The sequence below is a fragment of the Frankia sp. R82 genome, from assembly GCF_023716925.1.
Lineage (GTDB): Bacteria > Actinomycetota > Actinomycetes > Frankiales > Frankiaceae > Frankia.
Window position 1 is genome coordinate 1 of the sequence record NZ_JAMQQG010000006.1, and the last position, 25,134, is coordinate 25,134.

Genomic DNA, 25,134 nt, shown 5'->3' on the forward strand with positions numbered 1-25,134 from the left:
GCCACAGGCGGCGTCGCTGTGGCCGGTGCCGCGGCGATCCAGCTGACCTGGGGGGTGCTGGCACTGTCGGCGTTGGCCGCCGCCGGGCGGGCGTTCCTGCTGGCAGCGGGGGCCGTCGGGGTCTCGGCACAGTACGCCGGTGGGACGTCGGGCGCGGGCTACCCCGGGCTGCTGGCCGCCGTGGGCCCGATGCTCGCCGGCGCCGCCCTGTTGTCGGTCCACGACCACCGAACCTCCGGCCCGGGACGGCCGTCCTCGATCGGGCTGCGCACCACGGCCTGGGTGATGTTCGCCGTACAGGCGGCGTTGCTGGTGCTGACCGGGTTCCGCGGAGCGGCGCCGCAGCTGTGCCTGGCCACCCTGCTCGCCGGCGCCGGCGTTGGTGCCGGCCGCGGCGTCCTCGCCCGCACCGGCTCCGGACGGCGTCCCGACCCGTGGGCGGTGTGGTTGTCCCGGGTGGGTCGCGCGGCCCTCGCCGCGTGGGTGATCGGTGGACTGTTCGTCGTCGGCAACGTTGTGCGCTCGGGTCTTGCGGACGAGTCGGGGTACCGGTCCCGTGCGTCCGATCCGGCGTCCGGGTCGCTCGTGACGGTGGTCGTCCGCCGACTCGACTACCGTCCGTACCTGCTGCGGGGGCTGGAACTGCGCGACGATCCCGGGGCCCGCGCCGCGGTGCGACTGGGCGACCAGGTGAGCGTCCTCGTCCCCCGGTTCCTGTATGCGGACAAGCCGACCGCGGACCAGGGACGACGCATCAGTCATGCCGTGTTCGACCTACCAGCGGACCTGCCCACCTCCTCGACGATCACCGCCTTCGGCGATGCCGTGATCAACCTCGGTCTGGTCGGGGCGATGCTGATCACCGGCGTCTGGGTGCTGGTTCTCGACGGCGTGTTCCGCACGGCCGGGCAGGGGCGGTCGGTGACGGCGTGCGCCGTGCGCATCGCCCTGCTGCAGGCAGCGTTCGACACCGCCACCCCACCGATCATGCAGCTCGCCACCTCGCTGCGCGTCCTGGCCACCCTGGGCCTGCTGCTGGCGGCCCTGACCGTGTTCACCCGCCGGGTCCGCCCAGCCACCGAGCCCGCCTCTCGACCTGGCATGGTGGCTGTTCACCCACTTCCCCGCCCCGTTGCACCGCCGGTTCCGCGTGGACTGCCTGGTCCGCGTGGACTGCCTGGTCCGCGTGGACTGCCTGGTCCGGCTACGCTGCCGGTTCCGGCCGTCCGGGCCGATGCACCAGCGGTGCTTGCGCGCGGACGAGGATCGGCGTCGGCAACCCGATGAGCTGTCCTGCCGCTGGCGCAGCCTGCTGTGCGGTACGACCCCGGCATCCACTCGCTCCGTTCCTGGACCACGGCAGGCAGTGAGCGCGCGCGAAATGGTAAGACCGTGTCCGGGAACGGTGGTGGCCGCGGGGCAACGGGAGGTGCAGTGCCGAATTCGGCGCCTGCCGAGATTCTTCTGGTGGAGGACGATCCGGGCGACGCCCTGATGGTCGAGATCGTGCTGGCGGACCAGGGCGTGGCGGCCCGCCTACGGGTGGTTGCCGACGGCGTCTCCGCGCTGGCCTACCTGCGCGGCCAGACCAGCGCCGCCCGGGTGTCGCGACCGAACCTGATTCTGCTGGATCTCCAGCTGCCCAGGCAGGACGGCCGGGCGCTGCTCGCCGAGCTCAAGGCGGACGTCGAGCTGCGCTCCATTCCGGTTGTCGTGCTGACCGGATCCGCGTCGAGGGCCGACATCGACACCTGCTACGATCTGCACGCCTGTGCTTTCGTGACAAAGCCCGTCGATCTTCATCAGTTTGCGCATGTGATTCGGAAGATCGAACGATTCTTTCTTACCGAGGTCCGACTTCCGGTGCCCGGCCGGAGCGGACCATCCTCGACTGCCGATCACACCCCCGAACCCTTTGGCCGCCACGGTCGTTGAAGAGGCGACCGGGAGCTCGAAGTCCGCACCCCGGCCGAGGCGAATCACCCGCCCACTGCTTTCGGTCGACACCAACATATCAACGTTTCTCGCCGGGGCCGTTCACAGCGCAGCGTGTGCACTGGATTGGCAACTCGACCGAACGTGTACGGGCGACAGCGCAGTCACCTGCGCCCAAAGGTGGGGATCCAGGTAGCCTACCCGCACCCCAGGAATTATCGTCGGGAATCCTCCGAGTCAATCCAGGAACAGTGGTTCTGAACGCTGGCGCGATCGGAGACGAGACCGTTCGACGAACAGCAGGGAGTTTTCATGCGCAGAAGTGCGTGGCTATCCGCGCTGGCGCTGCTTTTAACGTCGCTGGTGCTGGGGGTTTCCGCTGCGGCGGCCAGCGGCGCGACACCGGCAGGCCCTTCCGGTGCCAGCGGTACCGCAGGTCCGGCGGCACCGAGTTCCAGCCCGCCGGCCGGAGTCCAGTGCACCCCGGCCCAGAGCCACGGCCCGAACCGGACGGATGTGCGGGCCTCGCCGTCCCAGGGCTGCCTGTATCCGACCGGGTACAAGAACATGTCGCCCTCGATTCAGGTGTCGCGTACGGGTGTGCTTTTCATCGCCCGTGCGACGGGCGGCGTGCTGCGGTCGATCGACGGCGGCCGGCACTGGTCGGCGGTGAACGTGCCAAAGATTGCCAACGGCGACGACCACACCTCGGGCGTGCACGGCTACGTGCACATCGATCCGCGCACGGACCGGGTCTACTACCTGACCAGCCTGGCTGCCAGGTCCTGCGGCGGGAAGTCCGGGTCGGTGATCTCCTGGAGTGACAACCTCGGGTTGACCTGGTCCGGCAGGACCGTGGGCTGTGACACCTACGACTGGGGCAAACTCGTCACCGGGCCCGCGCCCAAGGGCAACGCGTACCCGAGCGCGATCTACTTCATGGGCGTGGGGCTGCACCTGGTGGGCGGACAGCGGTTCGTCTACCGTTCGCTGAACGCCGGCGTGACCTGGCAGCGAATGGACAGGATCGCCTCAGCCACCACTGAGGCCGGCGTCGGGGCCACGGCGCCGGACGGCACCATCTACTTCGACTATCCCGAGTTCACCGGCTTCGATCCCAGCCGCCTGCAGAACACCACCTATCCCTATGTTCCCGAGAACAAGTGCCGCGAGATGATCGCTGTCTCCGAGGACTACGGCGTGACCTGGCGCCAGCAGCCGATCCCGGGCAGCCTGGCCTGCGGTGAGCTGTACGGCCAGCAGCGGGTGGCCGTCGACAGGGCCGGGACGGTCTACGCGGTCTGGGTTGACGACACCGACACCCAGCTGTACCTGTCCTACTCCCGTGACCGTGCGCGCACCTGGTCGACGCCGGTCAACGTCATGGCCCCGGGCACGACGTTCTCCCTGATCCACGGCGACATCGTGGCCGATGCCGCGGGCCACGTCGTGATCGCCGGGCTGCAGACCACCGTGCCGACGCGGCCGACGAGCCCGGCCGGTTTCCCAGGGCTCTACGCCGGTCCCGCTCATGCGATCATCACCGAATCCCTGAACGCCGACTCGGCCCAGCCTCGCTTCACCACCGCCGACCTCGACACCCCCGCCGCCAGCAGCAACGGCAGCATCACCCTCAGCAACGGGCAGTACGGTGACGAGGCGAACGCCTACCTCGCCTTCTCCCGCAACGGCGTGGGCTGGGCGGTGTTCAGCCGCAAGACCGCCGGCAGCAACGACCAGGGTGTTCTCACCGCGGCTCGGCTGTTCCCCACACGCTAGAGCGAGCCAACGCCGACCTGACCCAGGGCGACACAACCGCCGGCGGGAGGAATCGGATCTGACGCCGACCTCGTAGGGCTGGTGTTCACGGGTGCACCGCTCCGGCTCGTTCGCTTCGCGGACCGGAGCGGTGCATCCATGCCAGCCAGGGCAACCGCGCCCGGTGGCCGGGCGCAGGTATCAGGTGTCAGGTGTTCGGGCCGAGGTTCGGGCCGTCGAGGTGGGTGCCGGTCGTGACCACAACATGGTCGGGTACCTCGTCGTGCCGGTCGGCTCGATCAGCAGGATCTCGGTCTCCCCCGCGGCGACCGGCCGGTGCTCGACGCCGCAAGGAGTCCAGCACCTGGCGGACAACGACCGGCTCGGCGGTGTTCTTCATACCGACCACGATGCGCCAGAGTTCGGGGTCCGGGCAGCAACCGGTACCGCGGCCGGGGCGGTGACCGAAGCAGTGGCCGAGGTGCCGTTCGGTCAGGCGTCACGGCGGGCGAACCGCAGACCGCCGACGGCGAGGAACGCCGCCAACCAGGCCGCGATCACCAGAATCGCGGCAAGGATGCCCACCTCGGTCGACGGATCGGGTGACGAGGTGAACGACAGGGCGTCGCTGGCCGCCCCCGGAGTGAACCGCAGCACCCGACGCCAGGACTCCGGTACGAACGCGGCCAGAACACTCGGCGCGAAGATCAGAACCAGGACCGCGGTCAGTGGGGCCACCGCGGACCGGGCAACGCCGGCCAGGGCCGCGCCGATCAGCGGATACACCGGCGTCACCACCGCCTGAACCAGCACGGCGCGCAGCACGGTGCTCTCGGTGAGGCTGACCGAGGGCACGTCGTAGGCGCCGAAGACCAGCTGGCCGATTCCGAACAGGATGACGCTGGTGACAAGACCCGCCGCCCCGGTGACAAGTGCCACCACAGCCATCTTGGCAGCGAACACGCGGGAACGGTTCGGGGTGGCCGTCAGCGTCCACCGGATCATTCCGGTGTTGTATTCCGAGGACACCACCCGGATGCCCAGCACAACCGCGAAGATGCCACTGAGAATCAGGCCCAGAAAACTGTAGACGATCGGGTCGAAGCCAGCCCGATCGGTGGCACTCCAGTGGTCCCAGCTGGCGCCGACGGCGACCGCCGCACCGGTGGTGGCCACGACCGCCAGCACGAATCCGATCCCGAGCGTCGTGTAGGTGCCCCGCCGGGCGACGACCTTCGACCATTCGGACCGAACGGTGTCGGCCAGGCCAGGCCAGGCCGGACCGCTGCCGACATGACAGCAGCATGGCCCGCGCCACACCCATCATCGCCGCCGCCGCGCACCGAAGGAGCAGCAGGCAATCCCTGCGCTGATGGGCCCGCGTCTTCTCATCTGGGCCACGTCCGGAGTCACCCCTCGATGTGCGGTCGCTGATCCCGACTGTCACCGGGCCCATCGACCAGGCATCGGGGCATGACCCGCGACGACCTGCGTGATCCACAAGAAGCCACCCGGCGGCCCGTGCCCGTGCCCGCGGCCGTCCCTGCGCCTACTCCGGTGCCGGTGCAGGCACCGGCCGGATCATGGCGGTTCTCCCCGGGATCCCGCTCTGACAGCACTTCTCACTGTCCTGGGTTGCTGGCGTTCCCGGGACCTCCGGGAGGCTCCGGCCCGGCGGAGAATGTCAGTGGCGAAACCTACGATGCGGGCGTGAACCGGACCGAACGGCTGTACGCGCTGGTGGAGGAGCTGCGGGCCAGTGCTCCCCGCCGGCGCTCCGCCCGGGAGCTCGCCGCGCACTACGAGGTCAGTGTCCGCACGATCGAGCGTGACATCGGCGCACTGCAGCAGGCGGGCGTGCCCATCTTCGCCGATGTGGGCCGACTGGGTGGTTACACGATCGACCCGGCGATGACTCTCCCGCCGCTGAACCTGACGCCGTCGGAGGCGGTGGCGATCGCCGTCGCCCTGCGCCAGGCCGACCTCGGGCCGTTCGGCCGGGCCGGCCAGGAGGCGATCCGCAAGATCTTCGCCGTGATGGCTCCGAGCGACGCGGCACCCACCCAGCAGCTCGCCGCAAGGGTGCGGTTCCTCGGGCCGGCCAGCGCGGGTGATACCGGTCAGCCTCCCGCGGCCACGGCGATACCGGTGGTGATCGAACGCGCGCTGCGCGGGCGTCAGGTGCTCGAGCTGTCCTATCTGGACAAGACCGGGGAGGCGACGACGCGTGAGGTCGAGCCCGTGACGTTCACGGTGCTCGAGCAGCGCTGGTATCTCATCGCCTGGTGCCGGCTGCGGGCGGACCTGCGCGTCTTCCGGCTGGACCGCATCGCGGCCGTCCGGGAGACCGGGGTACCCGCCCCCGAGCGGATCCCCGCCGACGAGGTGTCCCGCCGCTACGGGATCCCGCAGTCCACGCCGCTGCTGGCCTGACGTCCACCAGGCAGGCCGCCACCGGTCAGACCCCTGCGGCTCGGAACGCCGCCAGCCAGGTCGCGGCCGGTCGGGCCGCTGTCGAACGCGCCGAAAAAGTGCCTCGGAAACACCGACACAGGGTTGTCGCCAGCCGCTGCGAACGTGGGGTCATCGCGTTCCTCGACCGGCAGGAGACCCCATGTCCGACGCAGCACCGCCCTTCAACACGGTGGCCTGGTTCCAGATCAGCACCGATACTCCGGACGTCGCGAAGTCCTTCTACGGCGACCTGTTCGGTTGGCGGTTCGCCCCCGACGACGCCATCGGCGGCTACGAAATGATCACGTACGCCGGGGCCGACAAGCCCAGCGGTGGGCTGACCACGCCCGACGGCGGGCACCCGAAGGGGGCGATCTTCAACGTTCTCGTCCGGAATGTCCCGGCGGTGTGCGCCGAAGCCGAGCAGCAGGGCGGGAAGGTCCACGTCCCCCCGACCACCACCCCGGACGGTCTCGTCTTCGCCGAACTCACCGACCCCACCGGCAACACCTTCGGCGTCTTCACCCCACCGGCCGGCTGACCAGCCCACGCCCATTGACTGTGGCCCGGGCGGCCGACACCCGGGCCACAGCAGACACGTTCCCAACACTCAACATTTACCACAATCTCGTTTAATGATTATTTGGTTCCAGCCAGCCGAGGAAAATCGGTGGCTCGTTGAAACCCACCGCCAACCAGACGAAAAGGCCAGCGATGTCATCCGGCGGGCTCTGTGGCCGCCGGATCGCGAAGCATGGGGGAATCGCACCCAGGCCGACCTGCATCGTCGTCGGGATGAGGACCTCTCCCCCTCGCCGGCGCCCACCAGATGGCGGGACGCCTCGACCAGGCCATCCCCGTTCGAGCAGCACAGCACAGCACAGCGCAGCACAGCACCGATTGCCAGCGCGTTCTCGGCTTCAACCATCCGTTTTCTCGAACCGTCGCCGCGAATCCTGCCCGTTCCATCAGCGCGGACGGAACCACCGCGGATGTATAGATGATCTCTTCTTATGGCTGGTAGCGGTAGCCCATGCCGGGTTCGGTGGTGAGGTGGCGGGGGCGGGATGGGTCGGGTTCGAGTTTCCGGCGTAGGCGGTTGACGTAAAGGCGCAGGCTGGAGGTGTCGTCACCATGGCCGGGGCCCCAGACCTGGTCGAGCAGTGCCCGTGTGGAGATCAGCTTGCCGGGCTCACGGACCAGGGCCTCCAGCAGCCGCCATTCCGTCGGGGTCAGCCGCAGCGAGGCGGAGGGCTCCGCTCCCCCTCGCCCCTCGGCTGGGAGAACGGTGACGGTTTTGGTGGTGAAGTCGACGCGGTGGTGGCCGAGGGTGATGACAGGGGTGGTCTCGGTGGGGGTGGCGCGGCGGGTGACGGCGCGGATGCGGGCTAGCAGTTCCTCGATGGAGAACGGTTTCGTCACGTAGTCGTCGGCGCCGGCGTCCAGAGCCGCGATCTTGTCGGGGCCGGAGGTGCGCCCGGACAGGACGATGATGGGGACGCGGGTCCAGCCGCGCAGGCCGCGAATAACGTCGATGCCGTCCAGGTCGGGCAGGCCGAGGTCGAGCACGACCAGGTCGGGCGGGTGGCCGGCGGCCTCGGCGAGCGCCTGGGCTCCCCCGACGGCGGCGCGGACCTCGTGGCCGCGGCTGCGTAGGTTGATCCGCAGGGCCCGCAGCAGCTGCGGCTCGTCCTCGACAAGCAGAATCCGCGTCACCCGCGTCCCCTCCGTCCCGGTTTCTACCGCCGTTTCTCCTGCTGTGCCGGGTGAGCGCGTCGAGCGCTCGGTTGAGGTTCAGCACGTCCGCGGCGGTTCGCCGAGAAAGCCGAGGCCCCGGCCGGTGGTGTGCACGTCCGCCCGGAACCGGGCCTGCGCCGCGGGCAGCCCACAGGTGCGGGCGACCCGAGCGGCCCGCAGGTCAGCGTAGGCGGTGTTGATCTGTGGGTCGAGGCCGCTGCCGGAAGCGGTCACCACGTCGGCGGGCACGGCAGGATGCGCCGGGACTCCGTCGACCTGTCCCTCGACATCCTCGACCATCTGATCATCGTGGTCCGGCTTCGGCTGTCACGTCGCCCTGCCGGGCTGGCCTCGACGGCCGACGTCCCCGCTGTCACGGGCCGTTGTCGCCGGCGGGCGGGCGGCGGGGCGGGGCGGGGCGGATGGGTCCTTCTGCCGGCACGAAACGGACAGAGTTTCACGTCGAACCCCGCGGAAGAACCACATTGATCGACACGCCCGAGATTGTCGCAACCTGCGGGCCCGCTTTGGTCATGGTGTGTCATGCCGCTCGGTGGGCGGCCTCACCACGGTCATCAACGTCCCGGCTGCCACACCGCCACACCTGTTCGTCAATCCGGACTGACCTCGACACACGATCCCGGCGGATTGTCCGGCCGGGCTGTCCCTGCAGGGTGAGCAGTGCGTGCACGACCCGATCACCCAGCCGTCATCCCGTGCGTCTCCCCCACCGACCGATCCGTCGGGCGGATCGACCCCCGGTAGCGGCGCGAACCCGGGAACCCGGGCCGGCCTGGCGCAGCCGCTCTGGCCAGCGGTGGCGGCGGCGGTGGTCCCGCCGGCTGCCAACCGACCTGTCCGGACGGGCCGAGGTCGGTCTCCGGCTGCTCCAGCACGACGGCCTACTCGACCGCGACCGGCGCGGCATGTGGAGTCACCGGCTCGGCCGCACCGTCCCCGCCGGCACCACCCGAGGCGTCGGCGCTGTCCGAAGCGTCGAGGGCAGCCGGGCCGCCGAGCAGGGCGGCGGAGGCGGGGCGGCCGGGGAGGAAGAGACTGGCGACGAAGCCGACGGCGGTCAGCGCGACGATCCACCAGAAGGTGACGCCGAACGCCTCGCCGACCTGGTCCGCGATCGGCCCGGGCAGTTTCACCCCCGCCGACTCGGCGAGCGCCGACCCACCGGTGACGCCCGGCAGCCGGTGGGTGATGGCGTGCTGCAGCTCGACGGCGACGAGCGCGGTGGCCAACGACCCACCGACCCGCTGCAGGATGTTCAGCGTGGTGGTCGCCCGCGGCACCGCGGACGGTTCGAGGGTGGCGTAGGCGGCGGCCATCGCGGGCATCATCGCCGCACCGAACCCGAGGCCGCGTGCGAACAGCGCGCCGGTCAACAGGGCGATGTTGGTGTGCCCGTCCACCTGGGTGAACGCCAGCGTGCCGAGCAGCGACAGGGCCATGCCGACCGGGACGACCGCCCGTGGGCCGCGCCGGTCGGCGACCCGCCCCGCGATCGCCATGGAGATCATGGCGCCCAGGCCCTGCGGGGCCAGCAGCAGGCCGGCGTCGCTGGCGCTCTCCCCTCGGGCGACCTGCCAGTACAGCGGGAGCAGGAACAACGCGCCGAACAGCATGGCGCCGATGACGAACGTGGCGACGCTCGCGACGGTGAACGTGCGGTTGCGGAACAGCCGCAGGTCGAGCAGGGCGTTGTCGTGGCGCAGCGCGTGCACGACGAAGCCGACCAGCAGCACCAGCCCCACGGCGATGCTGACCTGCACCTTGGCCGCGCCGAAGCCGCCGCCGTTACCCGCCTCGGACAGACCGTAGACGAGCGCGGCCAGCCCCGGTGAGATGAGCGCGAGGCCCGGCACGTCCAGCCGGTGGCTCGCGGAACCGCGGTCGCCGCGGGGCAGCACCCGCCAGGCCAGGAACAACGCGACCGCACCGATCGGCACGTTCACGTAGAAGATCCAGCGCCAGCTCAGGTGATCGACGATCAGGCCGCCGATGACCGGCCCGAGCACGGGTGCGATCAGCGTCGGCACACCGACGATGCTCATCACCCGGTTCATCCGCTTCGGGCCGGCCGCCTGGGCGAGCAGCGTCATACAGATCGGCATGATCATGCCGCCGCCGATGCCCTGCAGGATCCGGAACGCGATCAGCGCCTGCGCCGACCAGGCCACCCCGCACAGCACGCTGCCGAGCACGAACAGCGACAGCGAGATGTTCCACATCCGCACCGCGCCGAAGCGCTGCACCGACCAGCCGGCCAGCGGGATCACGACGGCCAGGGCCAGCAGGTAGCCGGTGGTGACCCAGGAGATGGTGGACAGTGAGGTGTCGAACTCGTTGCCGAGCGCGTGGATGGCCACCGACACGATCGTCGTGTCGAGAATGACCATGATCGCACCGAGCATGACGGTGGCGGCCAGGCGGATCAGCGCCGGGTCGAGTTTGGCGTCATCGATGGCACCAGGGTCGGACGGCGCAGTGGACCGCGGTGTGACGGTCTGCGGTTGCGCGGCCTGCGGTTGCGCGGCCTGCGGTTGCGCGGCCTGCGGTGCTGCGGCTCGCGGCTCGGCTGCCGGCGGTTCGCTGGCCGGTGGCGAGGCCGTGTTCGGCTGGTCTGACACGGGAGATCTCCCTGGCGAGAGGGGTGGCTGCCGGCTGGGACAGGCAGGGCAGCTGGGACGACTGGGGCACCTGGGCGCCACCGTCAGCATCCGGCATTCATTTGAATTGAGTCAAATATATTGTGGCCTCAATAGTATGAGCAGGCGATTTACCGTACGATCAGGTCCTGAGCCAGGCGTACCCGGGGTCGCCTACGAGGGGGTCCGCACCGTGACGAGCCAGCACGCCACCACCGAGGCCACTGCTGCCACCGCGGCCAGCTCGGCCGCCCCGGCCGGTGCCCAGATGGCTCGCGAGGCGTGGCGGGCGATGCTGGCACTGACCTTCAGCGGTGAGGCGCCCAGCCGGATGACCCTGGTCTGCCAGGAACTCGATCTCACGCCGGCGGCCCTGAAACTCCTGCTGGTGCTCTCGAACGGCGCGCGCCCGATGCGCGCGCTGGTCGAGACCTTCCGCCACGACCCGAGCTACCTGACCAGCGTCGTCGACCTGCTCGAGCGCCGCGGCATCGCCCGCCGCGAGCCGCACCCCACCGACCGGCGCGCAAAGACGGTCACCCTCACCGACGAGGGCCAGCACGTGCTCGCCCGGGCCCAGGAGCTCCTGTCCGTCCCGCCCGCCTCCCTACAGCGGCTCTCCCCCGACGAGCAGTCCCAGCTCCTGCACCTGCTGCTGCGCGTGGTCGATGGCGAGCCCACCATCCTGTCCGCCCTGCGCCCGCACCCTGTCGACGTCCACGTCGACACCCAGCGCTGACCACCCGCACCCGCCCGGCCACCCGCACCGACCCGGCGAGGTCGACACCGATCTGACACAAAGCGTCACGGGCCAGTGCAGGCCGCCCGGGAGCGGTCACGCCGGTCCGCTCGCCGACCGGTGCGACAACCGCGCAAAGTCGGACGGATACGTCACGTCGGGGGTCGGGGTGGGAAGACGGGCGCGGATCAGGCCGACCCGGGCGCGGTGGCGGAGATGGGCGCGGTGGCGGAGATGGGCGGAAGGAGAAACGGGAGACGGGAAGCCGGAGCGAGCAGCCTGCGCAGGAGCTCCGGAGCGGGGAAGGGACAGCGGGAACAGAGTGGATCAAGGTGGCACGCTCGTCTTGAGCGAGATGAGACAAACATGCAATAGTGTTCCGCTGTAAGCCAGGGGCACCGATGCGGCCGATATCCGCTGCGGTCAAGGGCCGATCAGGGGCTGGTCGGGCAGCGGTGTCCCCTGTGCCGAGGTGGTGGTGGGTCGCCCGCCGGCGCCTCCTCGCGATGATGAGGGGACAGGTTCAGATGGCACCGAGGGACATCGGGGCGCTCACCGGCGCGGACGAGACGCTCAACCACCAGCTCGTGGACACCTTCGCCACCGTTGCCGAGTCCGATCTCGCCTGGACGGAGAAGATCTGGGGGTCGCTGGCGAGCAAGGACGGTTCCCTGCAGGTCGACTTCGGGCTGGGCAAGTACCGCAACCGGGGGATCATCGACGGGTTCGCCGGGGTGTCCCGGGGGCGTGAGCAGTGGACGGTCCGGGGCAGCCGGGAACTGAGCTCCGCGCCGGATCGGACCGGGGTCGGGCCGATCGAGTACGAGGTCCTCGACCCGCTGAAGCAGGTGCGGTTCCAGCTGGCGCCGAACGATATCCAGCCGATTTCCTTCGATCTGGTCCTGACCGGGGTGACCCCGCCGTTCTTCGAGGACCGCAACCTGGTCCGCAACAAGAACACCGGGCGAATCGACGTCAACGTCGTCCGTTACCACCAGGGCGGCCACGTCCGGGGCACGGTGACGGTCGACGGTGAGACCGTGGAGGTCAGCGAGGACTCGTGGTTCGGGTACCGGGACCATTCGTGGGGCATCCGCCAGTCCGTCGGCGCACCGCCGCCCGACCTGATCAAAGGCGGGGCCGGCGCCGGTGGCACGACCGCGCACAGTGCGGACCGCAGCGGCATGAAGTGGACCGTCTCCTTCGTGCGCCGTCCGGACGGCAGCTACTACGAGATGTCGATCTTCATTGCGCAGGGGCTGTGGGGCTACACCTCCGCCCACATCAACAACCCGGACGGCACCCAGACCAAGATTCGCGATGCCGAGGTACACGTCACCTACGACCCGCGGACCAGGTTCGTGCGCGGCGGCGAGCTGCATCTGATCACCGAGGCCGGTGACAAGCGGGTCGTCGAGTTCGAGGCGCTGGGCGAAACGGGCTTCTTCCTGAAGACCGGCGGCTACGGCTCGTGGAACGGCCATATTCATGGCTCCTGGGCGGGCCCGCTGCACCTTGAGGGCGAGCACATCGAAGACTGCTGGTTCGGCGAGAAGGCGCGTGAGCTCGGGCAGCTGCGCGACACACCCATGCGGGTCCGCGAGGGAGATGCGGTGGGGTACGGAATTATGGAAAGCATCCTGTACGGTGTCTGGCCGGAACTCGGCCTCACCGAGGAGACCGACTACCGCGCGTCCTACTCCAAGTGACGACGGTTGCCGCCGACCGGCGGATCAACGTGCTGGATCCCGCGTTCTACGTGGATCCGTGGGAGTCCTACCGCTGGCTGCGTGACGAGGCCCCGGTCTTCTGGGATCCGGTACAGCGGGTGTGGGTGTTCTCCCGGTTCGCCGATGTGATGGCCGCGGAGAAGAACGACGTTCTGTACTCGTCGTTCAACGGTTCCCGGCCGCACATCGACCAGCGCCTCGACGAGTCGATGATCAACCTGGACGAGCCGGATCACCACGCCGCACGGGTGATCGTCGCCCCACAGTTCACGCCGCGGGCGATGCGCAACCACGAGCAGCAGGTCCGCAACGTCGTCACCGAGATCCTCGATGCCGTCACGCCACTCGGTGAGTGCGAGGCGATCGAGGCGATCGCCTCGCGACTGCCCGCCATCATGATCGGTGACCTGCTGGGCTACCCGCGTTCCGACTGGGAGAAGGTCCGCATCTGGTCGGAGCAGATCATGCTGCTGGCCGGCCAGACCTCTCCGAGCGGTCCCCCGCACACCGCCCACCCGGAAATCCCGGGGCTGATCCGGGACTTCTCGGAGGCGACCACCGAGCTGATCAACGCGCGGCGCGTCGAGCCACGCGACGACCTGCTCTCGTTGTGGGCCCACCGGCAGGGCTGGACGACGAAGCGGGTGCTCGAGGAGGCGCTGCTGCTGCTCGACGGCGGGGCGGAGACGACCCGGACCGTCATCGGCTCGATGATCCGCGAGCTGGCGCTGAACCCCGCCCAGCGCGACCTGCTGCGCGAGAAGCCCGAACTGCTGTCGTCCAAGGCGACCGAGGAGTTCATCCGCTGGGTGTCCCCGGTGCTGAACATGAGCCGGACCGCCACCGCGGACCACGAGCTGCACGGCCAGCAGATCAAGGCCGGCGACGAGATCCTGCTGCTCTACCCGGCGGCGAACCGCGACCCGCGGGCGTTCACCGACCCCGACACGCTCGACGTCGGCCGCACCTCGCTGCGTCACCTGGCCTTCGGGTTCGGCACCCACGTGTGCCTGGGCGCGAACCTCGCCCGGCTGGAGATCCGGGTGATGTTCGAGGAGCTGCTGCGTCGCATCCCGGACTGGGAGCTCGTCGACCCGGACGAGCCGAAGATCCTGCCGGCGACGTTCACCCGCGCCTACGACCGCATCCGCATCCGTTTCACCCCGAGCTGACCGGCTGTGACCACAGCACGCCACGAGCACAGCGAACGACGAGGTGAGTAGGCCAGTGACAGACACCGGCGTTCCGCAGGCCCTGCTGTCCTGGCTCCAGGAGCAGATGCCATCCGCGTCCGGGGTGCGCGTCGAGCACACCGGACCGGCCGCCCTCGTGGGCTACTCCGCCGAACTGCTGATGCTGACGGTGGCCTGGGACGTCGACGGCACCCACCACCGCCAGGAGGTGGTCGGTCGGCTCTGCCCACCCTCCCCGGGCCTGCTCGAGCCGTATGACATGGCCCGGCAGGTCGCCGTTCTGCGCGGGTTGGAGAAGACCGAGGTCCGCAGCCCGCGGGTGCTGTGGTTCGAGGAGTCCGGGACGGTGCTGGGCCGGCCGTTCTACCTGATGGAGCGGCTCGGCGGCAGTGCCTACGAGGGGAACATCCCCGACCGGATCGCACAGGATCCGGTGCTGGTCCGCCGGATGTCCAAAAGTCTCATCGAGCAGCTCGCCACGATCCACCAGGTGGACATCGCCGCGACCGGGCTCGACGCGCTGGGCGACGGTCGGACGTATCTGCGCGACGACCTCGAGCACTGGGCCGCCGAGATGCACCGGGTCCAGCGGGATACCCTGCCCGGGCTGGAACGGCTGCTCGGCGAGCTGCGGGCCCGGCTGCCCGTTCCCTCCGAGCGGATCTCGCTGCTGCACGGGGACGCGAAGCCCGGCAACTTCGCCTACCAGAGCGGCGAGGTGAGTGCCGTCTTCGACTGGGAGATCTCGGCCATCGGCGATCCCCTTGCCGACCTCGGCTACCTGGGCACCCTGTGGAACTCCCGGGTCTACGTCACCAGTCAGCCCGGGGCGCTGACCCTGGACGAGGCGATCTCCTACTACAGGTCGATCACCGGGTACCCCGTGGACGACCTCAGCTGGTACAAGGCGCTCGCGTGCTACAAGACCTGCGTGATCGTTCTCATCGGGGCCATGCTCTTCGACGCCGGTCACACCGACGATCTCCGCTTCGCCGTGATCGCGAACAACCTGCCCATCTTCCTGCGCCGCGGCCTGGGGCTGCTCGGTGTGGACGACGACGTCGACGCCGGCCCCGTGACACCCCGGCCGGAACGCGTCGAGGCAGTGCGCGCCAGGCTCGCCGCAGCCGCTGCCGCTCCTGCCGCTGCTCAGTAAGCCCCCTCCCGGGAACTCCACGCTCCGCAGAGATCCCGGGCACCCCGGAACCACGGCAACAGTGGGAACCGTGGGAATCGCGGACCTGCCGATGGCTGCCCAAGGCGACCGAAAGACGAGGCGACAGCAATGACTGACGAGGTAGCAAAGCTCTCGGTGCTGGTCACTGGCGGCGGCACGGGAATCGGCGCCGCCATCACCCGCCGGCTCGCCCACGAGGGCGCCTGGGTGACCATCTGCGGCCGTACCGAGAAGACCCTGCTGGCCACCGTCGAGGCGGTCAACGCCGAGGTCGGACGGGAGGCCGTCGCCCACCACATCGCCGACGTGACCAGTGAGGCGGACGTGGCCCGGGTCGTCGCCGCCGCGGCCGCCTGGCAGGGCCACCTGGACGGGGTCGTCTCCAACGCCGGTGGCGGCGGTGGCCTCGCCCCCCTGCACGAGCAGGACGTGAACCAGTTCGAGGCGATCATCCGGCTCAACGTGACCAGCACCCTGCTGCTGGCCAAGCACGCCGTCCCGCTGTTCGCCCGGGGCGGGTCAGGCTCTTTCGTCGGGATCTCCTCGATCGCCGGTCACGTGACCCATCCGTACTTCGGCGCCTACCCCGTGGCGAAGGCCGCGCTGGAGGAGCTCATCCGCAACGCCGCCGACGAGTACGGCGTGGCCGGCATCCGGTTCAACGCGGTCCGACCGGGCCTGACCTCGACCGAGCTGCTCAGCTTCATCAAGCCCGGCACCGACGTCTACGAAAGCTACGACACGAACACCCCCCTGGGCGGCGCGTCCGACCCCGACGACATCGCCCAGCTCGTCACCTTCCTGCTGTCCTCTCGGGCCAGCCGCATCACGGGCCAGGTCGTGAACGTGGACGGTGGGCTGTCCCTGCGCCGCGGCCCCGACTTCAGTACCCGGGTCCCGTCCCACCCGATCACCCAGGAGAAGCTCGCCGCCCTTGCGGCGGGACCGGCCACGACCGGCTGAGTCGACTTCCTCGCTCCCCCGGCGCGCTCGGCCCGAGGATCTCGCCTGCCCTGCCGGGGTTCCGATCCGGCTCACGGGCCCGGCCGGCGGTGCCCGGCCGGTAGCCGGACGGGGCCGAGCAGGGTGGTGCGCAGGGCCGGGCCGAGGGCGCGGACTATTTCATCGGGGCGCATGGATGCCAGGGGTTCGGCGGCGATCAGGTAGCGGGTGAACAGCAGGCCGCCGATCTGGGCGACGAAGGTGCCGGCCCGCGTCCGGGCGTCGGCACCGCCCAGACGGTCGGCCAGCCGGTCGACGAGCTGGCGATGGATGCCGCCACGGAGCAGTTCGGCGAGTTCGGGATCGACCACCGCCGCGCGGATCGCCGCGATCAGCGGGACGCCGGTCCGCGGGTTGTCGTAGGCGGCGATGAGGGTCGGCAGCAGGCGCTGCGGCAACGTCTCGAGATCGCCGCGGAGCAGGCCGGCGAGGGTGTCTGCGGGGCTGAGGGTGAGTTCGAGGACGGCGGCGAACAGGCCGCTCTTCGAGCCGAAGTAGTAGCTGATCAGCGCCGCGTCGACGCCGGCCCCGGCCGCGATCGAGCGCATGGTCACCGCCTCGTAGCCCTCCCGGTGAAACTTCTCCCGGGCGACTTCGAGGATCTGGCTGCGGACGTCCGGACGCCCCCGCCGTCGGCCCCGCGGGGTCGCCGACGGCACCGAGGGCTCCGGCGGCGGGGCTGGCGAAGAATTCATCATGGTTGAACAACGCTAGCCGTGGGGTCCACGGTCGGTCCAGACCCACCGCCCAGTAGCGTCGGAAGGACCCCGACCATGACGACCCCACCGGCCGTCCCCACCGCGGCCACCCCCACAGTCCCGGCCTCGCCCACAGTCCCGGCCACCCCCACAGTCCCGGCGTCGCCGGACACCCGGGCAGCGGCACCGGACATCCCGACCAGTCGGCACGGGCCGGTACTGGCGGTGACGTGTCTGGGGCTCGCGACCGTCGTGTCGGCGATGTCATCGCTGAACGTGGCGCTGCCCTCGATCGCCACCGGCACCCACGCCTCGCAGACCCGGCTGTCCTGGATCATCGATGCGTACAGCCTGGTCTTTGCATCCCTGCTGCTGCCGGCAGGGGCGCTCGGGGACCGGTTCGGCCGGCGCCGGGCGCTGCTCGCGGGACTTGCGATCTTCGGTGCCGGGTCGGCGGCAGCGCCGTTCACGTCCAGTGCCGGGGCGCTGATCGGGCTGCGCTGTGTGCTCGGGCTCGGGGCAGCGCTGGTGATGCCGGCGACACTGTCGACGATCACCGGGACGTTCCCGCGGGAGCGACGGGCGGCGGCGGTCAGCGTGTGGGCGGCGGTGGCCGGGTCCAGCGCCATCCTCGGCGTGCTCGCGTCCGGGCTGCTGTTGCAGGTGTGGTCGTGGCGGGCGGTGTTCGTGCTCGGCGTCGTACTCGCCGCCCTCGCCGTGCTCGGGACCTGGCGGTTCGTGCCGGACACCGCAGACCCCGCGCATCCGCCGATCGACGTCGCGGGCGCGGGGCTGGCAGTGGCCGGGCTCGGCGCACTGGTCTACTCGATCATCGAGGCCCCGGAGCACGGCTGGCTGTCGGACGTCACCCTCGGCGGGCTCGGTGCGGGTCTGGCGCTGCTGGTCGCCTTCGTGCTGTGGGAGCTGCGCGCGTCCGCGCCCCTGCTGGACCCGCGGCTGTTCACCCGGCCGGCGTTCGCGGCGGGCTCACTGTCGATCATGCTGCAGTTCTTCGCGTTCTTCGGGCTGATCTTCGTCCTGATGCAGTACCTGCAGCTCGTGCGCGGCGACAGTGCACTCATGGCAGCGGTGAGCGTGCTGCCGATGACCGCGGGCCTGATTCCCGCGTCCCGGCTCGCCCCGAGGCTCGCCGCCCGGATCGGCGCCCGCGCCTGCTGCGTGGGTGGCCTGCTGCTGCTCACGGCCGGGATGATCGTGCTGGCCCAGGTGGACGCCGCCAGCTCCTACTGGCTGGTCGCCGGCGGGCTGTACCCGCTGGGCCTGGGCATGGGCTTCGCGATGACGCCGGCGACGACCGCGATCACCGACAGTCTGCCGCCGGCGCTGCAGGGCGTCGGGTCGGCCGTCAACGACCTGTCCCGCGAGCTCGGCGGTGCGCTCGGCATCGCCGTACTCGGCAGCCTGCTCGGCTCGGCCTACCGCTCGCGCCTGGCGCTGCCCGCCGCCGTGTCGACCGACCTCGCCGAGCGGGCCCGCGCCTCCTTCGGCCTGGCCGTTCATCTCGGCGAACCGGTGCGCAGCCAGGCGCGGTCCGCCTTCGTCGACGCCATGAGCATCGCCCTGCTCGGCGGCGCCGCCGCGACGGCCCTGGCCGCCGTCGCCGTCGCCGTCCTGCTGCGGGGTCCAGGTCGACGATGAGCTCGTCGAGGGCCAGGTGCAGGACGGCCGTCCGCTGCGGATCGCGTCCTGGCGGCGGCGCTGGCCAGCCTTCGCCCGGAGCGGTCCGCGGCATCCCTGGACTCAGCGCAGCCAGCCGGGAACATCGACGAGCGAGCCGCCTCCGCCGGCGTCATGGACGATGGCCTCCAGGTCGGCTTCCAGAGCGCGGACCCGTTCGGCGCCGAGTCGCTGGACCCAGTGCTGCCGCAGGTTCTCGAAGATGTCGGCGCTCAGTGCGAGCATCTCGACTCCGCGTGCGGTGCGCTCGAGGACCCGGGATCGTCGATCGTCCGGATGCGCGCGGCGCACCGCATAGCCGAGCTCCTCCAGGCTGGCGGCGGTCTTCGCCGCGGCTTGCTTGCTCACGCCGAGCCTGCGCCCGAGCTCGCTGATCGAGGCTCCCTCGACCCCGAGTGCCTGCAGCGCGAAGCCATGGACCGGTCGCGCCTGGTCATGTCCGTGCCGGGACAGCTCGACGTGCAGCCCGTCCACGAGGGACCTGAACGCGCCCACCAGCAGAACGGGCAACTCAAAACCCGGACGTTCGCTCGTCACGTGCCGATCCTGCTCGCCCCTTGCCCCATTGGACAACCCGGTTTACGGTATCGACAACCTAGTTGTCTATCGGAGGTCCGATCAATGCCTGTGGTTGTGCGTGCCAGCGGAATGCGCCGTACCGAGACCCCGAACGCGGTGATGACGACCGTGGCGTCACCGACCCAAGGACCGAGTAGCAGGCTCAGCATGTGGCGGGTCGAGATGAGGCCTGGGCAGCGCGGCCCGCGCCACATCTTCGATTCCGAACAGGTCTGGCACGTACTCGATGGCCAGGTGGAGATCTCCGCGGGCGGCGACCTGCTCACGCTCGGCCCGGGAGACGCCATCGTCCTTGCCGCCGGCCTGGAACGGCAGATATCCGCGGTGACGGCGGCCCACCTCATCGTGTCCGGCCACGCCACGGCCACGGCCACGGCCTCCGGCGAGGCTATGGCGGGCGTCGTGCCAGCCTGGATCAGCTGAGACCTCCGCCTGGCACCGCAGTGTGGACATGACGGCGCGATCGCGACGGGTAGCACTGTGAGAAGCGCCGCGTCCCGGCCGGTCCTGGCCAGGACCGGCCGCCGGATGCCAGGGGCAGAGCCGCGGGTCGCCCGGCTCGACCGTCTGGATCACCCGACGCGGCCACGGCAACGGCGCGTGACGAGCATGTGGGCCGACAGACACCGCCTGCCCGCACCAGGCAGGCGCCGGGGTAACGTACGCCGATCCGGGACGACGGCGCGATCCTGTCCCGGGGCCCCGCGGGTTTCGCCAGCGGCGGCAGCGAGCCGAGGCCGAACAGTGCCTGGGCCGAAGCCGTCCGGGTCACCGAGACCGTCCGGGCCACGATCGCCACGACCGCGCCACCCCTGCTCCCGGTCCGCGGATGGATGTGGTTCCCACGTGACGTCTCGCCACGACGCGACGGTGCCGCCTACCCGATCGCCGTCGGCTCGATCGCCGAAGCCCAACCCGCCGAACTGCAGGCAGCCGAACTCCAGGCAGCCGACGACGGCCGACCCGACGACGGCCGACCCGACGACGGCCGACCCGGCGAGGGCCGAGGCGCCGGCAGCCGAGGCGCCGAAGGCGGGTGCGCGGTGGCGGCGGTTGCCGACGCCGGCGCTGATCGCCGCGCTGACGGCGCTCGTCGGCCTGGTGGATGTCGTCATCGCCATCAGTCACCGGCCGACCCGATGGACCTGGATCGGCCGGATGATCCCGGGGCTGGTGACCGACGCGGCGACCGGCACCAGTGTCGGTGCGGGACTGCTGCTCATCGGGCTCGCCCACGGCCTGCGCCGGCGCAAGCGACGGGCGTGGCGGGCGGCGGTCATCCTGTCCGGCGCGGCCATGCTGCTCGATCTCGCCCGCGGGTTCGTCGTGGCCGCGGCGGTCCTCGATGCCATCCCGTTCGCGGTCCTGCTCGCCACCCGGCGACGTTTCCACGCCGCCGGGGACCCGCGCACCCGTCGGCGGGCCCTGGGCGCACTGGCCGCGCTTGCCGTGGCCGACCTGACCATCGGCCTGTCCCTGATCCGCTTCCGGCACGGCCGTGGCGATCTACGCGCCCAGTTGGCACATGTGCTCGCCGGACTGGTCGGCGTGAGCGGCCCGGTGCACTTCGGCCCGCGGGACGGCGACCTCGTCGGCTCGGTGCTGCTCGCGCTGGGCGCGGTCACCGTCGGCGTCACCGGCTACCTGGCGTTACGGCCGGCCCGTCCGGTCAACGTGTTGACCGAGGACGACGGCACCCGCCTGCGGGCCCTGCTGGCCCGCCATGGCCGGCGTGATCCACTCGGCTATGCGGCCCTGCGCCAGGACAACAGCGTGCTCTGGTCGCCCTCTGGAAAGGCCGCGATCACCTACCGGGTGGTGGGCGGGGTGGCGCTGGCCTGCGGTGACCCGCTGGGCGATCCCGAGGCCTGGCCCGGGGCGATCGGCCCGTTCCTGGAGCTTGCCGCCGCCCACGCCTGGGTGCCGGCCGCCGTCGGCTGCGGGCCGGAGGGTGGACGGGTCTGGCAGCGCGCCGGCCTGCGGGTGCTGGAACTCGGTGATCAGGCGGTCGTACACACGGCCCAGTTCCGTCTCGACGATCCGTGCGCACGCGACCTGCGGCAGACCGTCACACGCTTCGAGCACGCCGGCCACACCGCCCGGATCGACCGGGTCGGCGAGCTGAGCGACGACGAACGCACCGCACTGGCCGAGCGGGCCACCGGGCGACGCACCCGCGCCGGTGCCGGTGGCCACCCCGCAGCCCTCGGCCGGGTCGTCGCGCTGGCCGACCCCGACTGTGTGGTTGTGCGGGCCTTCCATCACGACCAGCTCTGCGGGCTGCTGACCCTCGTGCCGTGGGGCCGCGACGGGCTCTCGCTCGACATGATCCACCGCGAGCGGACCGTGGCCGGCGGGTTGACCGAGTTCATGCTCGTCGCCCTGCTGCGCGACGCGCGACGCCTGGGCATCGCCCGGGTGTCTCTCACCTTCACTGCCTTCCGCACCGCCCTGGCCCGCGGCGAACGCCTCGGTGCCAGCCCCGCGCTGCGGCTGTGGCGGCGGGTTCTGCTCGGGGCGTCCCGCTGGTTCCAGATCGAGTCGCTGTACCGGTTCAACGCCCGGTTCGCGCCCGACTGGCAGCCCCGCTACGTCTGCTGGCCGGACGCCCGCGACCTGCCCCGGGTCCTGGTCGCCGCGATGCGCGCCGAGGTCCTGGTCCCCCGCCCCACCCTGCTGCCCTGCCGTCCCCGGTGGCGGGCGGACAGCCCTGCCACCGCCGGCCACGCCACGGACGAGACCGAGCCGGCAGCCGACCCGGACGAGACCGAGAAGACGGCCGAGGACATGTCCAGCAGTGGGGACTCGGCCGAGGCGGGCCGCCGTGAGCGCGCGCCCGGCTCCAGTGGTGGTTCCGCGGACGGCCACCGGGAGCCGAGCTCCGGCCGCGACTCCCGGGCCAGGTCACGTGGTGCCCGGGGTGCTCAGTCCCGGGAGAGACCACCGAGGAACTCGGCGGTGCGCAGCAGGGTCTCGTCGTCGCCGAAGCAGACACCGTAGACCTCGTCCACACCGGCGTCGGCGAACAGCTTCAGCCGGGCTGCCATCGTCTCCTCGTCGCCGATGGCGGCGAGGTCGGCGGGCCCGGTGGCGTTCTCCCGGGCGAGCACCCGTTCGTAGACGGGCAGCGCGACGAACCTGCGCAGGAACGTGTTCACCCGCGCCGTGTGCTGTTCGACGTCGGCGGCGGCGCACACGGCCATCGGGATGCCGGCGACGATCCGCGGTCGAGGTCGTCCCACCTCGGCAGCGGCGGTGCGCGCGATGGGGATCACCTCGTCCACGAGGGTGTTCGGGCCGACGAGCCAGGTGATGACGCCATCGGCAAGCTGCCCGGCAACCTTCAGGGACAGCGGGAACATGGTGCCGACATAGACCGGCGGCGCGTCGGCACCCGCGACATGAGCCCGGCCGAACACCCCGGTGGTGTCGACCCGGAGCAGCTCGCCGGCGTGGGCGAATCGTTCGCCACGCAGCAGCCGCGGCAGGACGGTGAGGTACTCCCGCAGGTAGGCGGCAGGGCGCTGGTAGCTGACTCCGAGCACATCCTCGACGAGGGCCCGGTGCGACGAGCCGACCCCGACGATCAGGCGGCCGTCGGTCGCGGCCTGTGTGGTCAGGGCCTGGGAGGCGAGCAGCAACGGATGCCGGGAGTAGGTGGGCAGGATGCTCGTCCCGAACGAGATCCGGGTCGTGCTCGCGCCGGCGAGCGCGTAGACGGTGAGCGCGTCCGTGCCGAAGAGCTGGCCGCACCACACGGTGTCCAGACCTGCTTCCTCGAAGCGGGCGATCTGGTCGAGGTAGTCGGACAGCGTCCGCTCGCCTCCGCCCAGCGACATGCCGAATCTCATGCACACCCCTCTCCCACCGGGCCCCGTCCACCCACGTTCTCTGCCGGACGTCATCCACCCACGTCCGTTTCCCGGCCTCGTCCACCCAGGACGGCCGCGTCTGCCTGCGGACGTCGTCCGCCCAGGACGTGGGACACGAGGACCGCCGGGCGCCGGGCATCCGGCACCGAGCCAGCCGATCACGAGCTACTTAACGACGTTAACCTTACCTGCCGCGGGCGGCAACCGACCCCACCAGCCCACCCGGTGCGACGCACCTCCCTTGTGTCACATCTCGACCACCACCTTCGCCCCCATCACGCTCTGTCACGATTTCTGGCCGTCCGATGCCGGATTCATGTCAGGCGTGTCGATCAAGGGGGTCCTTCCGCAGGGTTCCGATCGGATTTTTGTCCGTTTCGTCCCTGCAGAAGGACCCATCGGCTCTCGTGACCCCGCTCGTCGGACCGCGATCGTCGACAGGCCCGATGTCCCGAAAGGCCAAATAGTCACTAACCGTAGACATTGTCACCCCGGGTCGATCTGCGAACGCAGAGCGTTGACGTACCGCGGATCCACAGCCGGGGACCGCAGACGGCAGACGGCAGACGGCAGACGGCAGACGGCAGACGGCAGACGGCAGACGGGGGACCTCTACCGCAGGCGGGAGGGGAGTGGACGCGCGTCCCGCAGGCGGGGGACCATGGCGATCAGACTCGCCACGGCAAGCACCGCGACCAGCGGATGGATCACCCGATCCCGCATGTCCACCGGGATGACGCCGATCAGGATCGTCCCGTTCACGGCCAGTTCGAGCAGCGTGGCCACGGCGTACACCGCACCGATCGCGATCACGCACAGCGCCCGCCGGGCCGGGAACGCCAGGCCACCACCGGCGAGGGCCACCATCGCCAACTGCCACACCGAGCGCCACCCGGTCCCGGGTGCGGCCCAACTGGCACCACCGCCGAGGGTGACCAGCGCCCGGATACCGAACACCACGACGACCAACAGGCAGAACCATCCCGCGGGCGAACGCAGCGCCACGCCGACCCGACCGCCCCGACCGCCCCGACCGGCATTGCTGTCTCGGTCCACGCCGCCGGTGCCGCTACCTGCCTCGTCCGGCGCCACGGACGGCCGGGTGTCGTCCCCCGTGTACTCGATCATTCGTTGCCGTTCCTTTCCCGGGTCCGTCTGGGCACCTCGGCTCCACACGCTAATGCCACAGTGGCACTAGCATCAGGAATATAATGCCATGGTGGCAGTAGCAGGGGTAGGTCCGCCGGCCCGGCGCATGCGTCGGACGCCGGACGCGGCTCGGCGGGAGATCCTCGCGGCGGCGCGCGAGGTGCTTGAGGGTGGCCGCCCGGCCGACTTCACCGTCGCCGCGGTGATGAGTCGCACCGCCATGACGCGCAAGACCTTCTACGTCCACTTCGCCGACCGCGGCGAGCTGATCCGGGCGTTGGTGGGTCCGCTGCGCGCCGAGCTGGACGCGATGATCGAGCGCTGGTCCGACGCGGCGGACCCGGTCGAGGCCGGAACGGACGCGCTCGGCGCCGCGGCTCGGATGTACGTCCGGCATGCGACGTTGCTGCGGGCCGTGTGGTGGTCCGCGGCGGATGACGCCGAGGTCGACCAGGCCCGGGCCGCTCTGCTGGAACCGCTGACGGCGGTGGGTACGAAGCTGCTGCGCCAGCAGCGGGGGCTCGGCGACGAGCGGGCGCGCGGCATCGCCTGGGCACTCGCGACGATGAACGTGCACGTCCTGCTGTCGCTTGGCCCGTCGCCCACCCGCGGACAGCTCGAGGCCGCAACCGAGGCCCTGCGCGAGGTCTGGACCAGTGTCGTCCTGGCGCCGGGCACGCCCTGACAACCGTCGGGATCAGGATTGGCCTCACCCGGACCAGGTCCGACGTTGACAGCGCCGGCCAGGGTTGATTC

The 25,134-nt window shown here is 70.7% G+C and carries 21 protein-coding genes and 2 pseudogenes; 14 read left to right on the top strand and 9 right to left on the bottom strand.

All coding sequences use genetic code 11. From position 1 onward, the window contains the following. The 3 genes and pseudogenes from ND747_RS02500 to ND747_RS02510 all read left to right on the top strand — a co-directional run. Positions 1-1,287 (top strand): annotated as a pseudogene (locus ND747_RS02500) (hypothetical protein); the annotation flags it as partial. Positions 1,288-1,434: 147 nt separating this feature from the next. Next, a complete protein-coding gene (locus tag ND747_RS02505; protein WP_308204544.1) occupies positions 1,435-1,935 on the top strand; it encodes a response regulator in 501 nt (166 codons plus the stop codon). A gap of 312 nt (positions 1,936-2,247) precedes the next feature. Then, complete coding sequence (locus tag ND747_RS02510) at positions 2,248-3,714, top strand: sialidase family protein (protein WP_251731409.1); 1,467 nt, start codon at positions 2,248-2,250, stop codon at positions 3,712-3,714. 187 nt (positions 3,715-3,901) lie between these two features. On the opposite strand, the gene ND747_RS02515 is transcribed toward ND747_RS02510, so the two are convergent. Both ND747_RS02515 and ND747_RS02520 read right to left on the bottom strand, forming a co-directional pair. Then, positions 3,902-4,093, bottom strand: coding sequence for a hypothetical protein (locus tag ND747_RS02515; protein WP_251731411.1), 192 nt, complete (start codon positions 4,091-4,093; stop codon positions 3,902-3,904). A gap of 92 nt (positions 4,094-4,185) precedes the next feature. Then, on the bottom strand, positions 4,186-5,013 hold the full coding sequence (locus ND747_RS02520; protein ID WP_251731412.1) for an ABC transporter permease: 828 nt from the start codon (positions 5,011-5,013) through the stop codon (positions 4,186-4,188). Between the two features lie 390 nt (positions 5,014-5,403). Between ND747_RS02520 and ND747_RS02525 the strand changes: the two genes are divergently transcribed. Further along, a complete protein-coding gene (locus ND747_RS02525) occupies positions 5,404-6,126 on the top strand; it encodes a YafY family protein (protein WP_251731414.1) in 723 nt (240 codons plus the stop codon). 181 nt (positions 6,127-6,307) lie between these two features. After that, positions 6,308-6,688 (top strand): VOC family protein, encoded by a 381-nt coding sequence (locus ND747_RS02530; RefSeq protein ID WP_251731415.1) that lies wholly within the window; start codon positions 6,308-6,310, stop codon positions 6,686-6,688. A gap of 470 nt (positions 6,689-7,158) precedes the next feature. On the opposite strand, the gene ND747_RS02535 is transcribed toward ND747_RS02530, so the two are convergent. The 3 genes and pseudogenes from ND747_RS02535 to ND747_RS02545 all read right to left on the bottom strand — a co-directional run bounded on the left by ND747_RS02535 (position 7,159) and on the right by ND747_RS02545 (position 10,523). Then, a complete protein-coding gene (locus ND747_RS02535) occupies positions 7,159-7,863 on the bottom strand; it encodes a response regulator (RefSeq protein WP_251731417.1) in 705 nt (234 codons plus the stop codon). A 58-nt stretch (positions 7,864-7,921) separates the two neighbouring features. Beyond that, positions 7,922-8,148: pseudogene (locus ND747_RS02540) on the bottom strand (potassium-transporting ATPase subunit C); the annotation flags it as partial. Between the two features lie 638 nt (positions 8,149-8,786). Continuing rightward, on the bottom strand, positions 8,787-10,523 hold the full coding sequence (locus ND747_RS02545; protein WP_374216128.1) for a DHA2 family efflux MFS transporter permease subunit: 1,737 nt from the start codon (positions 10,521-10,523) through the stop codon (positions 8,787-8,789). Positions 10,524-10,734: 211 nt separating this feature from the next. Between ND747_RS02545 and ND747_RS02550 the strand changes: the two genes are divergently transcribed. The 5 genes from ND747_RS02550 (at position 10,735) to ND747_RS02570 (ending at position 16,343) form a co-directional block, all read left to right on the top strand. Then, positions 10,735-11,280, top strand: coding sequence for a MarR family transcriptional regulator (locus ND747_RS02550; RefSeq protein ID WP_308204545.1), 546 nt, complete (start codon positions 10,735-10,737; stop codon positions 11,278-11,280). Positions 11,281-11,807: 527 nt separating this feature from the next. Continuing rightward, positions 11,808-12,989: a hypothetical protein gene (locus ND747_RS02555; protein ID WP_251731420.1), complete on the top strand. Its 1,182-nt coding sequence runs from the start codon at positions 11,808-11,810 to the stop codon at positions 12,987-12,989. Continuing rightward, complete coding sequence (locus tag ND747_RS02560) at positions 12,986-14,182, top strand: cytochrome P450 (protein WP_251731422.1); 1,197 nt, start codon at positions 12,986-12,988, stop codon at positions 14,180-14,182. Before ND747_RS02555 ends, ND747_RS02560 begins: the two co-directional genes overlap by 4 nt. A gap of 55 nt (positions 14,183-14,237) precedes the next feature. After that, positions 14,238-15,359 carry a phosphotransferase family protein gene (locus ND747_RS02565; RefSeq protein ID WP_251731423.1) on the top strand — a complete coding sequence of 374 codons (1,122 nt, stop codon included), beginning with the start codon at positions 14,238-14,240 and terminating at the stop codon, positions 15,357-15,359. Between the two features lie 129 nt (positions 15,360-15,488). Continuing rightward, positions 15,489-16,343 (top strand): SDR family oxidoreductase, encoded by an 855-nt coding sequence (locus ND747_RS02570; protein ID WP_251731425.1) that lies wholly within the window; start codon positions 15,489-15,491, stop codon positions 16,341-16,343. A gap of 71 nt (positions 16,344-16,414) precedes the next feature. Here the strand turns inward: ND747_RS02570 and ND747_RS02575 are convergent, their stop codons facing one another. Next, the gene (locus tag ND747_RS02575; protein WP_251731427.1) at positions 16,415-17,041 is read right to left on the bottom strand and encodes a TetR family transcriptional regulator; all 627 of its coding nucleotides are present in this window, start codon (positions 17,039-17,041) and stop codon (positions 16,415-16,417) included. 114 nt (positions 17,042-17,155) lie between these two features. On the opposite strand from ND747_RS02575, the gene ND747_RS02580 reads away from it, so the two are divergent. Beyond that, positions 17,156-18,739 carry an MFS transporter gene (locus ND747_RS02580; RefSeq protein ID WP_251731429.1) on the top strand — a complete coding sequence of 528 codons (1,584 nt, stop codon included), beginning with the start codon at positions 17,156-17,158 and terminating at the stop codon, positions 18,737-18,739. Between the two features lie 102 nt (positions 18,740-18,841). Here ND747_RS02580 and ND747_RS02585 read toward each other — a convergent pair whose 3' ends face one another. After that, complete coding sequence (locus ND747_RS02585) at positions 18,842-19,315, bottom strand: MarR family transcriptional regulator (RefSeq protein ID WP_251731431.1); 474 nt, start codon at positions 19,313-19,315, stop codon at positions 18,842-18,844. 84 nt (positions 19,316-19,399) lie between these two features. On the opposite strand from ND747_RS02585, the gene ND747_RS02590 reads away from it, so the two are divergent. Both ND747_RS02590 and ND747_RS02595 read left to right on the top strand, forming a co-directional pair. Further along, positions 19,400-19,780, top strand: a complete 381-nt coding sequence (locus ND747_RS02590) for a cupin domain-containing protein (protein WP_251731433.1) — start codon at positions 19,400-19,402, stop codon at positions 19,778-19,780. Positions 19,781-20,203: 423 nt separating this feature from the next. After that, positions 20,204-22,357 carry a phosphatidylglycerol lysyltransferase domain-containing protein gene (locus tag ND747_RS02595; protein ID WP_251731434.1) on the top strand — a complete coding sequence of 718 codons (2,154 nt, stop codon included), beginning with the start codon at positions 20,204-20,206 and terminating at the stop codon, positions 22,355-22,357. Here ND747_RS02595 and ND747_RS02600 read toward each other — a convergent pair. Then, positions 22,282-23,196: a TIGR03564 family F420-dependent LLM class oxidoreductase gene (locus ND747_RS02600; protein ID WP_251731436.1), complete on the bottom strand. Its 915-nt coding sequence runs from the start codon at positions 23,194-23,196 to the stop codon at positions 22,282-22,284. The two genes, ND747_RS02595 and ND747_RS02600, sit on opposite strands and share 76 nt — an antisense overlap. Positions 23,197-23,841: 645 nt before the next feature. Next, positions 23,842-24,357: a hypothetical protein gene (locus tag ND747_RS02605; protein ID WP_251731437.1), complete on the bottom strand. Its 516-nt coding sequence runs from the start codon at positions 24,355-24,357 to the stop codon at positions 23,842-23,844. Between the two features lie 88 nt (positions 24,358-24,445). Between ND747_RS02605 and ND747_RS02610 the strand changes: the two genes are divergently transcribed. Beyond that, entirely contained in the window at positions 24,446-25,063 is a 618-nt protein-coding gene (locus ND747_RS02610) for a TetR/AcrR family transcriptional regulator (RefSeq protein WP_251731439.1), read from the top strand. Positions 25,064-25,134 lie beyond the last annotated feature (71 nt).